This is a genomic window from Sphingobium phenoxybenzoativorans, from assembly GCF_018286635.1.
Lineage (GTDB): Bacteria > Pseudomonadota > Alphaproteobacteria > Sphingomonadales > Sphingomonadaceae > Sphingobium > Sphingobium phenoxybenzoativorans.
Window position 1 is genome coordinate 1,435,716 of record NZ_CP073910.1, and the last position, 12,405, is coordinate 1,448,120.

Below are 12,405 nucleotides of genomic sequence, written 5' to 3' on the forward strand. Positions count from 1 at the left end.
GGAACGCGAGGCAGGGACGATTGGAATCCTCGCAATGCTGCGCGAACGGCCTGGACATGAGGCTGCGGCGCTGTTTGTGGTCGACGCCGAAACCGGGCTGCATCCGCCATCGGGTTTGCCGGCCCCGCCGCCCGGCGATGACGCCGCGCTCCGCCAGATCCTGCGCCAGGGCGACTATACCGATATCCTGATCGTCGCCGACCACGCGGAGCTCGCCCGGCTCGATGCCGACGCCGATATCCTGCCACTCGCGCGAACGATGGAGCGAACCCGCAATTCGGTGCTCCAGCAGCGGGCGCAGTTCCGCCTCTGGCTTGCCCGCGGCCGTGCACCCGATGAACAATTCGCTGCCGGCCACATCCGATGGAGCAAAATGGCCGCCGGGCTCTCGGGACGCCTCGGCGATTTCACCGCCCGCTATGCGGGGCCGGCTAGCCCCCGCGGCCACCGCATCGTCGTCGAGGACGCAAGCGGCGACCTCGCGCGTGGCTATCGCACCCCGGTCGGCCAGGAACTCCATCCCGAGATCGTGATCGGCAACAAAGCGCATACGCGAACCGCGATGGCCGACCTGTTGCGCCAATATGCCGCGTCGCTTCGTCTGGGCTGAACCAACGCCGGACCCGACGCCCGGCGCGAGGCTCCGCGCCACGCCCTGACACCCGACCCGCCTGACATCCGACCGGGCCGCCGCGCCGTGCCCGCAAGACCACCGAAAAGGAAGCATTCCATGCGAAACAGTGCATCCGCGCTGGCTCTCCAGCTGTGCCTCGACTTCGACCAGCCGGTCGCACCAGCCAAGCCAGTCGGACCCGTGGATCCGGAGCCGACACTCTTTACGGCAACCATCGTCGATACCGCCCGACCTTCGGTCGAGGCAGCTATCGACTTCTCCTTAGCCGCGGGACGGACCCTGGCGCCCTCATGGAAGGAACGCGCACGCGACAATGTCGAGGCGATCAGGCTGCTGAACCTGCTCGATCGAGAGCAGCGGTCTGCATCGCCGGCCGAGCAGGAAGCGATTTCCAGGTTCATCGGCTTCGGCGCGTCGGAACTTGCCAACAACATGTTTGCCCGTCGCGAGCATGAGTTCCGCGAGGGTTGGGAGGAACTGGGGCAGTCCCTGGTCGCCGAGACGACCGATGTCGAACTCCAGTCGCTCAAACGCGCGACGCAATATGCGCATTACACCCCCGAATACATCATCCGGGCCATGTGGGACGCTACCCGGACCCTCGGCTTTGCCGGCGGGCAGGTTCTGGAACCGGGATGCGGCAGCGGCCTCTTTATGGGGCTCCGGCCGGATGCGCTGTCCGAGGACACGGTGTTCGTGGGCATCGAGAACGATCCCGTCACCGCGCGGGTCGCAAGCGCGCTTTATCCAAACCAGGTCATCCGCTGCGTCGATTTCGACAAGGCATCGCTGCCGGACGACTTCGACCTCGCAATCGGCAATCCGCCCTTCTCGAACCTCACCATCCAGAACCGGACCGAGCTCGGGAAGCTTGGCCTATCGCTTCACGATTATTTCATCGCCAGATCGCTCGAGCATCTGCGCCCCGGCGGCATCGCCTTGTTCGTGACCTCACGCTATTCGCTCGACAAGAGCGATCCCAGGGCCCGCCACCATATCGACGGCATTGCCGATTTCCTCGGCGCGGTGCGCCTTCCGGGCAAGGCGATGCGACAAGAGGCGGGCACAGATGTCGTCGTCGATATCCTGCTCTTCCAGAAGCACACCCCCGATGCCCTTCCGCGCACACAGAACTGGATCGAGCTGGCCGAAATCCCCGACAGCGACGAAGGTTTCGGGCCGCTTCGGATCAACCGCTACTTCCTCGACCATCCCAATCATGTGCTGGGGCGCCACGAATGGCGAAGCGGCCAGTTCGGCATGGACTATCACTGCGCGGCCGAGTCCGGCGTCGACGTCGGTGAGACGCTCGCCGCCGCCCTGTCTACGATAGCATCGAAGCACGCAGGCGCCTGCAAGCCGATCAAGCGCACGACCTCGCTGCGCGATACGCCGGGCGTCACGCTGGATGTGCAAGTCGGCACCGCCGCCGACGAAGCCGAGTTCAAGGAAGGCAGCTATCTCGTTTCTGGCGGCGTCCTGCACCAGATCGTGGGCGGCGTCCCGGCCATCGTAGGCGTGAAATCCGGACGCGGTGGCGCCGGCCTGTTTCCCAAGCACGCCGCCATCATCAAGGCCCTCATCCCAATCCGCGATACCGTTCGCGCGATCTTGCGCGCACAGCTCAATGACCGGCCCTATGCCGCCCTTCAGGAGACGCTGCTTACCCACTACCGGCAGTTCGCGAAGAAATACGGGCCGATCAACCGCACCATCACCAGCATTCGCACCGATCCGGAGACAGGGGCCGAGAAGGAATATCAGCGCCGACCCAATTTGCAGCCCTTCCTCGATGACCCCGATGTGTGGCTGGTCGCGTCGATCGAGACTTGTGACGAGGCAAGCGACACCGGCACGCCCGGTCCGATCTTCACCGAACGCGTCGTCAAGCCGCCGGTAACCCATGAAATCCACTCGGCGCAGGACGCCCTCGCGCTCTCACTCCATGAGCGCGGCCGCGTCGACGTCTCCCTGATCGCCGGCATGCTCGGTGTCACCGAGGCCGAGGCGCTCGCCGATCTCGCGGGTGACATCTATCTCGACCCCGTCCGCAGCATATCGCATTTCGATCACTGGGTCACGGCCGACGAAGTTCTTTCCGGGCCGGTTCGCACCAAGCTCGCCCTGGCGCGCGAGAAGGCTGAGACCGATCCCCGCTTCCTTGCTGTCGCAGCCGCGCTCGAGGCTGTCCAGCCGGTCGATCTCAAACCCAGCGAGATCACGGCGCGTCTCGGCGCGCCCTGGATTCCGGTGGACGTCATCGAGGCGTTCATCCTCGAAATCATGGAGGTCCAGACCCGAATCCTGCATACCGTCGAGCTTGCGAGCTGGACCGTCTGGACTTGTAACGGTTTTGCGCCGGTCACCTGAGCGATTAGAGCTCGCAACAGGAGACCGACGAGATGATCAAGCATACAGAAGAGTTCAAGCAAGAGGCGGTACGGATCGCGCTGACCAGCGGGTTGCCGCGCGATCGGGTTGCATCGGATTTGGGGATAGGGAAGTCGACGCTGGGCAAGTGGGTATCGCAGTATCGGCCCAGTGATCTGGTTTCAGCGCCGCAGGCAGATCTGGCGCGTGAGAATGAACGCCTTCGCCTTGAGAACCGTGTGCTGCGGGAGGAGAGGGAAGTGCTAAAAAAGGCCACGCAGTTCTTCGCGAGCCAAAGGCCGTGAAGTTCGCATTTGTGCATAGCTGGCGGCACCGGTGGCCCGTTGAACTGCTCTGCCGTGTCATGGATGTCAGTGAACGCGGCTATCGTTCCTGGCGCTCGCGCCCGATCAGCAGGCGGGAGCGGACAGATATGAAAGTGCTGGCCCATATCCGGGAACAGTACAGGCTGAGCCTTGGCAGCTACGGCCGTCCTCGCATGACGATGGAGTTGAAGGAGGTAGGGCTCGATGTTGGCGAGCGCCGGGTCGGGCGGCTGATGAAGATCAACGGGATCAAGCCAGTCCGCACGCGCAAGCACAAGGTTACGACTGACAGCCACCATCGCCTGGGTGTCGCAGCGAACTGGCTGGACGGCGATTTTGCCGCAGATGCGCCCAACCGTAAATGGGCCGGCGACATCACCTATATCTGGACGTCCGAAGGCTGGCTCTACCTTGCCGTCATTCTCGATCTGCATAGCCGTCGCGTCGTAGGCTGGGCAGTCAGCGACAGGATGAAGAAAGACCTGGCGATCAGGGCGCTGGATATGGCGGTGCGCCTGCGCCAGCCTCCCGAGGGCTGCCTTTTCCATTCGGATCGCGGTAGCCAATATTGCTCCTACGACTATCAGAAAAAGCTGCAGGCCTATGGCCTGCGTCCATCAATGAGCGGCAAGGGAAATTGCTACGACAATGCGTCCGTCGAGACCTTCTTCAAATCCCTGAAGGCGGAACTCATCTGGCGGCAGAGCTGGCCGACGCGGCGTCAGGCAGAAGCCGCCATCTTTCAGTACATCAATGGCTTCTACAACACCCGTCGCCGCCATTCATATCTAGGCGGCATCAGCCCGCTCGCGTTCGAAGCCAAGGTGGCATAATGAGATAGGTGACCGGCACAAAACCGTTACAAGTCCAGTCGACAAGGCTCCGTTCGCGGGGCACGTCAGTTCGACCTCAACCTGGGGCACGGCGCGCCGCGGCGCCGCGGACCTGCTCGAAGACGCGCTCAATTCTCATATCCCCAAGATCTACGACGTACACCGCGAACCGGACGGTTCGGAGCGCCGCGAGCTCAACGTCATCGACACCGAAGCCGCGAAAGAGAAGCTTGCGAAGATCAAGTCGACCTTCGAGACCTGGGTCTGGCAGGAGAGCGAACGCGCCGACCTGCTCGTGCGTATCTACAACGATGCCTACAACAATCTCGTGCCCCGGAGCTTCAGCGGCCAGCACCTGAAGCTGCCGGGCGCGTCGACCACGATCCGGATGCGCGATCACCAGAAGCGCGTCGTCTGGCGGATCATCGCTTCGGGTTCGACCTATGTCGCCCATAGTGTCGGCGCGGGCAAAACCTTCAGCCTCTGCGCCGCCGTGATGGAGCAGCGCCGTCTCGGCCTCGCCAACAAGCCGATGATCACGGTGCCCAACCATTGTCTCGCACAGATCGCGCGCGAGTTCCTGATGCTTTATCCCACCGCGCGCATCCTGGTCGCCGACGACACGAACTTCGTGAAGGAAAAGCGACAGCGGTTCCTGGCGCGGGTGTCAACGGGCACCGAAGATTCCGCAAAAGTGGGCATCTAAAATTCCCTAGTTTGGCGGGAGGGTTGGTGTCGGTGATCAGCCGTGATGGAGATCGGGCTTTTCCTTTGCTGGCGGGCGGCCGCGCCGTTTCGGCAAGGGCGGTGGGTTGATGGACGGTGCCATGCGCGCATGCTCGGGCAGCAGGTCGGCGTGCTGTCGCATGCGATAGCTGGAGCCCTCGATCTGGACGACCACAGCGTGGTGAAGAAGGCGGTCGAGCAGCGCGGTGGCCACCACCGGATCGCCAAAGACATCACCCCATTCGGCGAAGCCGCGGTTGGATGTCAGGATCATGGCACCCTTTTCGTATCGGGCGTTGACGAGCTGGAAGAAGAGATTGCCGCCGCCGGGCGTGACGGGAAGATACCCGATCTCGTCGACGACGAGCAGGGAGGATCGGCATAGGAAGCGGATCTTCTCGCGCAACGTGCCCTCGCGTTCAGCCTTGGTCAGTGAAGCGATCAGATCGGCGAGCGGGATGAAGTAGACGCTCTTGCCCGCCTTCACGGCCTCGACGGCAAGGGCCGTGGCGATATGGCTTTTCCCGGTACCGGGCGGGCCCAGCAGATGCACCACCTCGGCCCGGTTGATGAAGTCCAGGCCAGCGAGCGCCAGGATGCGGTTCCGGTCGAGCGATGGCTGGAAGGAGAAGTCATATCCGTCCAGCGTCTTGATGATCGGCAGCCTTGCCATGCGCAGGGCTGCCTTGATCCTGCGGTTCTCCCGGAGCGACAGTTCTTCGTTCAGCAATATGTCGATGGCCTCGATGCCATCGATTTTGCCCTGCTCTATGCCGCGCAGGGTGGCGTCGAGCATCTCCAGGGCGCGTGGCATTTTGAGATGGACCAGGCTGCGGCGGATATTATCGACGCGGGATGCGGCACCCCCATGGTTCATGGCCGTTCTCCCCGCGCCAGTTGGCTGCCGATCGCTTGATAGATGGCCAGGGAGCGCACGGTGACATGCTCGCCTACACGACCGATGGCGATTACCTCTTTGCCATGGATACGGCGCTTGGCGCCGCTGCTGCCTGTCCGGTGCGCAGGATCGATCCTGTACTGCCGGCGCCCCTCAAGAACCGGGTGCTCGGCAATGACCTGGCCCAGGTCTACGATCCGGATCTTGTCGGGCAACTGCTGGATTTCGACGACGCGCCGGGTGCGATCGGGAACGCTGTAGTAATTGCCGCCGACCGAGACCATCCCATCGTGGCTGACGCGGCGCTCCAGCTTCAGAACAGCGTCAAAGCGGCCCGCCGGGAGCAGCTGCAACTCAGGCTGCTCGGCGGCGAAGGCTTCAGCAATAATCCGCTGCGTCGTGCCGTGGACACGGACGTTGGCGACGGTATCGAGCCAGTCGATCAGCTGGACATTGAGATCGTCCAGATTGCGGAAGCTCCGGCCCAGGAAGAAGTCCTTGCGGATATAGCTGAATGGCCGCTCGACCTTTCCCTTGGTCTTGGCCCGATAGGGACGGCAGGCGCGCGGCACGAAGCGATAATGCCCGGCCAGAGCCAGCAATGATCGATTGTAGATGATGTGGCCCTGATCATCTTCCCCGGTCACAGCGGTTTTCATGCGATCGTAGAGGATCTCGATCGGGACGCCGCCGAGCGCTTCAAAGGCCTGCATATGACAGCGCAACAGGCTTTGGAGATCCTGATGCATGACGTAGCGCGCAAACAGGAAGCGCGAATGTCCCAGCACCAGGCTGAACAGCCAGACGATCCGGCTGACGCCGGGCTCATCGGTAAATTCGACGACGAACCGGGCAAAGTCGACCTGTGCCTGCACGCCAGGCGGCGTCTCGAACCGAACCTCAAAGGGCTTAGGCCCGTTTTCCGGCCGGATCGCTGCCAGGAACCGCTTTACCGCGGTATAGGCGCCCATATATCCCAGCTCACGGATTTCCCGCGTCAGGCGCGCCGCAGTCAGATCGGGAAAGGCCGTCACTCGCTCACGCAAAAATTCCAGATAGGGTGCCAGTTTGTTCGGTCGACCCAGCATGCGAGGGCCGTAAACCGGGGCCTCGATGCCCCGTTCGATATATTTTCGGATGGTCTTGGGATCGCGACCAGTGCGTCGGGCAATGGCGGATATCGATACACCCTGCCGATGTAGTTCGAGGATCATCATCAATTCTCCAAGTCGGATCATCGGCCCCGTCTCCGCGTCTGCAAAGGAGATGAGGACAATGTCGGCTCATCTCATTCTGCCGGGGCTAGCCCCGGCAGAATGAGATGAAGGGGCCACCAACTAGGGAATTTTCAAAGCCCACTTTTGCGGAGAATTGCACGACCGATGACAGCGGGCAACCACGGGCAATTGGGATGCGATCATCATCACGCACGATGCGTTCAAGTTCGTGCCCACGCCGTCATCGTTCGAGAAGCAGCTGATCGAGCATCAGCTCGACAGCTACGAGGTGCTGATCACCGGCATCGACAGCCAGGACCGCGTCTCGCGCAAACGCGTCGAACGCCTGAAAGAAGGACTCAAGCAAAGGCTGGAGAACCTCCAGTCCCGCAAGGACGACCTCGTCCACATCGGCGAGATCGGCATCGACCAGATTGTCGTCGACGAGGCCCAGCAGTTCCGCAAGCTGACCTTTGCCACCAATCTCGGCGACTTGAAGGGCGTCGATCCGGTCGGCTCGCAGCGTGCCTGGGACCTCTTCGTGAAGAGCCGATATCTCGCCGGGACCAATCCCGGACGCGAACTGATCCTTTCGTCGGGCACGCCCATCACGAACACGCTCGGCGAAATGTATACGCTGCAACGCTTCATGCAGCCCGACGAGCTTTACGCCAAGGGCCTGCACGAGTTTGACGCCTGGGCGGCGAACTTCGGGGACACGCGCACCGAGCTCGAACTCCAGCCGAGCGGCAGCTACAAGCCGGTCACCCGCTTCTGCGAATTCGTTAACGTCGCCGATCTGATGGCGATGTATCGCTCCGTCGCGGATGTCGTGCTGAAGGACGATCTGCGCCAGTACGTCAAGCTCCCCACCCTCAAGGGCGGGAAACGGCAGATCGTCGTCGCGAAGTCGGGTGCGCCTTTCAAAGCCTATCAGAGGGTGCTCGCCCAGCGCATCAAAGCCATCGAGAACCGCAGCGGGCGGCCGCAAAAGGGCGACGACATCCTCCTGTCGGTGATCACCGATGGCCGCCACTCGGCGATCGACCTGCGTTTCGTCGACCCGATGATGGACAACGAAGAGGGCAACAAGCTCAATCTCCTGATCGAGAACGCCTACCGCATCTGGGAAGCGACGGCCGACCATCGCTACATCGACCCCGAGACCGGGAAACCCTATCCGCTCCCAGGCGCGGTGCAGATGATCTTCTCCGATCTCGGCACCGAGGCCGCGCTCGAAACGCGGGACTTTTCCGCCTATATCTGGATCCGCGATCGCCTCGTCGCGATGGGCGTTCCCGCCGAGCAGATCGCGTTCATGCAGCATTACAAGAAGAACAGCGCGAAGCAGCGGCTGTTCAATGATCTCAACCAGGGACGCAAGCGGCTCGTTCTGGGATCCACGGCGACCATGGGAACCGGGGTCAACGCGCAGCAGCGCCTCAAAGCCCTGCATCATCTGGATGTTCCCTGGCTGCCGTCGGATATCGAGCAGCGGGAAGGGCGCATCGAACGCCAGGGCAACCAGAACGACGAGATCGAGCTTTACGGCTACGCGACCAGCGGCTCGATGGACGCGACCAACTGGCAGATGCTCGAGCGCAAGGCACGCTTCATCAACATGGCGATGTCGGGCGACCGCTCCATCCGGCGGATCGAGGACGTCAGCTCCAACGTCAATCAGTTCGCGCTGGCCAAGGCCCTCGCATCCGGAGACGACCGGTTGATGAAAAAGGCCGGGCTCGACGCCGAGGTTGCACGGCTCCTGCGCCTGCGCGATGCCCATACCGACGACCAGTATAATATTCGTCGGACCATCACGCGAACGACGCGCGAGATCGAGGACTGCCACAAGCAGATCGCCAGGCTGGAGGCCGATATTGCGCGTCGTGTTCCCGCGAAGGTTGACGAGATCCTGTTCGATTGCGACGGCGCGATGATCACCGATCGCAAAGCCGCCGGCGAACGGCTCATCGGATATGCGAACCGGATGCGGAAAGGTCGCACGGAGGCTCGCTGGACGCTGGGCACCTTCAACGGCATTGGCCTGGAACTCTCGGGCTACGAGGCCCTCAACACCGATGGAAGGCGCTATCTCTGCACCGTGATCGCGATGCAGCACCACGGCGAGCGCCCCGAATTCGAGGTTACCGACAAGACGCGGCCGAGCACAGCGATCGGCCGGATAGAGTCTTCCATCCGCGATCTCGATGCCGAGCTCGCCGCCGTCAGAACCAGTCTCGAAGCTAACCAACGACGTCTGCCAGCCTTCGAGGCGCGCCTGGGGCAGGCATTTCCCGACGCGGCCTTGCTCGATGAAAAGCTCGATGAACTCGCTGAACTTGAGGCCGAGCTTGCGAATACCAAGGGGGAATTCGAACCGGGGAACGACGATGCGGCGTCCTCGGCGGAATCCGAAAACCACGACGGCACGCCGGTGCCGCAAGCGGCCTGAGCCCATCCGCACTGCGCCGCGCAGCCGATCCACGACCGCCGCCTTCCGCCCGCACATTGAAGGATATTGCCATGACAGATCATACGCGAACCGCGCATCGCGCGCTGCTCGAGCGCGCCAGAGCGGCCCTTGCGGCCGATTGCGAAGCGCCCGCCGACCGGGCGGAGATCATAGCCGATCTCGACGCCGCGATCGAACGTATCGACCGGACCCCGGTTCCCTGGTCCATCCCCGTCTATCTCGCCACGATCGGCCATGGCCATGGAACCACTGTCCTCGCCGCCGTCAGTCTGGACTTGTAACGGTTTTGTGCCGGTCACCTATCTCATTATGCCACCTTGGCTTCGAACGCGAGCGGGCTGATGCCGCCTAGATATGAATGGCGGCGACGGGTGTTGTAGAAGCCATTGATGTACTGAAAGATGGCGGCTTCTGCCTGACGCCGCGTCGGCCAGCTCTGCCGCCAGATGAGTTCCGCCTTCAGGGATTTGAAGAAGGTCTCGACGGACGCATTGTCGTAGCAATTTCCCTTGCCGCTCATTGATGGACGCAGGCCATAGGCCTGCAGCTTTTTCTGATAGTCGTAGGAGCAATATTGCTACCGCGATCCGAATGAAAAGGCAGCCCTCGGGAGGCTGCGCAGGCGCACCGCCATATCCAGCGCCCTGATCGCCAGGTCTTTCTTCATCCTGTCGCTGACTGCCCAGCCCAACGACGCGACGGCTATGCAGATCGAGAATGACGGCAAGGTAGAGCCGCCTTCGGACGTCCAGATATAGGTGATGTCGCCGGCCCATTTACGGTTGGGCGCATCTGCGGCAAAATCGCCGTCCAGCCAGTTCGCTGCGACACCCAGGCGATGGTGGCTGTCAGTCGTAACCTTGTGCTTGCGCGTGCGGACTGGCTTGATCCCGTTGATCTTCATCAGCCGCCCGACCCGGCGCTCGCCAACATCGAGCCCTACCTCCTCAACTCCATCGTCATGCGAGGACGGCCGTAGCTGCCAAGGCTCAGCCTGTACTGTTCCCGGATATGGGCCAGCACTTTCATATCTGTCCGCTCCCGCCTGCTGATCGGGCGCGAGCGCCAGGAACGATAGCCGCGTTCACTGACATCCATGACACGGCAGAGCAGTTCAACGGCCACCGGTGCCGCCAGCTATGCACAAATGCGAACTTCACGGCCTTTGGCTCGCGAAGAACTGCGTGGCCTTTTTTAGCACTTCCCTCTCCTCCCGCAGCACACGGTTCTCAAGGCGAAGGCGTTCATTCTCACGCGCCAGATCTGCCTGCGGCGCTGAAACCAGATCACTGGGCCGATACTGCGATACCCACTTGCCCAGCGTCGACTTCCCTATCCCCAAATCCGATGCAACCCGATCGCGCGGCAACCCGCTGGTCAGCGCGATCCGTACCGCCTCTTGCTTGAACTCTTCTGTATGCTTGATCATCTCGTCGGTCTCCTGTTGCGAGCTCTAATCGCTCAGGTGACCGGCGCAAAACCGTTACAAGTCCAGACATGTTCTTGCCGGGGACCGAACCGAGGGAGCAAGGCGAGATTCGCCGGAACGTCTGGCGAATCTTCATCAGCAAGGGCAGCGCGGCGTCGGACGACTTCACGATCTTTCCGGGCGATTGCACCGAGACGAACGATCGCCTGGAAATCGAGCAGCTCGCACGCCGGATCATCGCCAAATATCAGGAATGACGATCCCGCGCCAGCAAGGCGGGCGCGTTCCCCGGACATGTCCTCAACCAGAACCGCAATTGCCGAGATACTAAGAAGTGCCCGACATGGAGGAGAGGAGGAGGGCTGGTGGTGCATTTATCTGGGAGTTTGCCATGACCGCTACCGGCTCTACCACGTACCATCGGCCGCCTACGCCGCCTGTGTTCATCTCCGGATCGCTTTCCATCCGGCAGCTTCCTGCTTGCGTAATGAAGCAGCTCGGCGTCATCATCGACCAGGAGCTGCCGGTCGTAATCGGCGATGCACCGGGCGCGGACGCTGCCGTCCAGCAGTTCCTCGCCGATTGCGGTGTGCGTCACGTCACCGTCTTTTGCGGCGACACGATCCCCCGGCACAATATCGGCGCATGGCCCGTCCGGCAGATCCTGGCCGACGCTGCTCCGGGCACGCGCGCCTTCCATAGCGCCAAGGATCGGGAAATGACCCGTCTCGCAGGCGCAGGTATCGTCGTCTGGGACGGTGTCAGCCAGGGCAGCCGTGCCAACATCCGGCGCTTGTGCGAACGCGGACGTCATGTCCTCGTGTATCTTCGCCCCATGGATCGCTTCGTCACCGTGGCACCGATACGGAGCGGATGGCGTTTCTGACATCCGGCCGCCTCGGCTGACATCGTCGCAGCATGACGCAACTTCGTCGGTTTTGCATAGCCGCCGCGAGCTTCGATCGCCCATGACAGGAACAGCACCAATGACCGGAGCCATCCGATTGTCCGCCGGCGATGTCCGACAACTGCGCGAGGTCGCCGAGGGCATCGCCCGCCGCCACAGTTCTGCCACTCGCTTTGCGATCGAGATCGCCGAGCGCGTCAACCTCACAACGGGCAATGCCGCCCTCAATATCCTCGCGATCAGCGACGATCCGGATTGGGAGGACACCGACCTCTATACGACCCATCCCTGGTCGCGCATCCGCGAGCGCCATGAGCTTGTAAACGGCCGGGTGCTGTTCGATCTCTATATCTACGAGCGACCCGGCATCGGCGAGACCGGCGATCTTGTCTGCTGCGTCCAGGCCGAACTCGACGCTCAAGGTCTCGCAGCCGTTCATGCCGACAGCGCAAAGCATGTCTGGCGCCGGGCCGACCTGTAGGCTGATCGTCCGCCGATCCAGTACTATGACCGCGATCGCGGCAGCAACCACATCTTCGGGAACCTCGCCATGCGCCTATCAGATGACCTTGCCGCTAGACGCCGCCTC

General features: G+C 62.4%; 11 protein-coding genes and 1 pseudogene. 9 read left to right on the forward strand and 3 right to left on the reverse strand.

Features of this window, described 5'->3' with window-relative positions:
• Nucleotides 1–34: 34 nt before the first annotated feature.
• The 4 genes from KFK14_RS06910 to KFK14_RS24005 all read left to right on the forward strand — a co-directional run bounded on the left by KFK14_RS06910 (nt 35) and on the right by KFK14_RS24005 (nt 4,869).
• Nucleotides 35–610 carry a hypothetical protein gene (locus KFK14_RS06910; RefSeq protein WP_212610364.1) on the forward strand — a complete coding sequence of 192 codons (576 nt, stop codon included), beginning with the start codon at nt 35–37 and terminating at the stop codon, nt 608–610.
• A gap of 204 nt (nt 611–814) precedes the next feature.
• A complete protein-coding gene (locus KFK14_RS06915; RefSeq protein ID WP_246524944.1) occupies nt 815–3,004 on the forward strand; it encodes a hypothetical protein in 2,190 nt (729 codons plus the stop codon).
• A 32-nt stretch (nt 3,005–3,036) separates the two neighbouring features.
• A protein-coding gene (locus tag KFK14_RS06920) for an IS3 family transposase (RefSeq protein WP_115288562.1) occupies nt 3,037–4,163 on the forward strand; the annotation gives its coding sequence in 2 pieces (ribosomal slippage) (nt 3,037–3,268 and nt 3,268–4,163; 1,128 coding nt in all).
• A gap of 295 nt (nt 4,164–4,458) precedes the next feature.
• Nucleotides 4,459–4,869, forward strand: coding sequence for a hypothetical protein (locus KFK14_RS24005; RefSeq protein WP_246524945.1), 411 nt, complete (start codon nt 4,459–4,461; stop codon nt 4,867–4,869).
• A 36-nt stretch (nt 4,870–4,905) separates the two neighbouring features.
• Here KFK14_RS24005 and istB read toward each other — a convergent pair whose 3' ends face one another.
• Both istB and istA read right to left on the reverse strand, forming a co-directional pair.
• Complete coding sequence (gene istB, locus KFK14_RS06930; protein WP_212608798.1) at nt 4,906–5,766, reverse strand: IS21-like element helper ATPase IstB; 861 nt, start codon at nt 5,764–5,766, stop codon at nt 4,906–4,908.
• Nucleotides 5,763–7,025, reverse strand: a complete 1,263-nt coding sequence (gene istA, locus KFK14_RS06935; protein ID WP_127692189.1) for an IS21 family transposase — start codon at nt 7,023–7,025, stop codon at nt 5,763–5,765. Before istA ends, istB begins: the two co-directional genes overlap by 4 nt.
• Nucleotides 7,026–7,233: 208 nt before the next feature.
• On the opposite strand from istA, the gene KFK14_RS06940 reads away from it, so the two are divergent.
• Both KFK14_RS06940 and KFK14_RS06945 read left to right on the forward strand, forming a co-directional pair.
• Complete coding sequence (locus tag KFK14_RS06940) at nt 7,234–9,459, forward strand: helicase-related protein (RefSeq protein ID WP_246524946.1); 2,226 nt, start codon at nt 7,234–7,236, stop codon at nt 9,457–9,459.
• A gap of 71 nt (nt 9,460–9,530) precedes the next feature.
• On the forward strand, nt 9,531–9,761 hold the full coding sequence (locus KFK14_RS06945; RefSeq protein ID WP_212610365.1) for a hypothetical protein: 231 nt from the start codon (nt 9,531–9,533) through the stop codon (nt 9,759–9,761).
• 26 nt (nt 9,762–9,787) lie between these two features.
• Here the strand turns inward: KFK14_RS06945 and KFK14_RS06950 are convergent.
• Nucleotides 9,788–10,909: pseudogene (locus KFK14_RS06950) on the reverse strand (IS3 family transposase).
• A gap of 74 nt (nt 10,910–10,983) precedes the next feature.
• Here KFK14_RS06950 and KFK14_RS06955 point away from each other — a divergent pair.
• The 3 genes from KFK14_RS06955 to KFK14_RS06965 all read left to right on the forward strand — a co-directional run bounded on the left by KFK14_RS06955 (nt 10,984) and on the right by KFK14_RS06965 (nt 12,297).
• Entirely contained in the window at nt 10,984–11,166 is a 183-nt protein-coding gene (locus KFK14_RS06955) for a hypothetical protein (RefSeq protein ID WP_212610366.1), read from the forward strand.
• A gap of 134 nt (nt 11,167–11,300) precedes the next feature.
• Nucleotides 11,301–11,795 carry a hypothetical protein gene (locus tag KFK14_RS06960; RefSeq protein ID WP_142634079.1) on the forward strand — a complete coding sequence of 165 codons (495 nt, stop codon included), beginning with the start codon at nt 11,301–11,303 and terminating at the stop codon, nt 11,793–11,795.
• A gap of 100 nt (nt 11,796–11,895) precedes the next feature.
• Nucleotides 11,896–12,297, forward strand: a complete 402-nt coding sequence (locus KFK14_RS06965) for a hypothetical protein (RefSeq protein ID WP_021243942.1) — start codon at nt 11,896–11,898, stop codon at nt 12,295–12,297.
• The last annotated feature ends 108 nt before the right edge of the window (nt 12,298–12,405 follow it).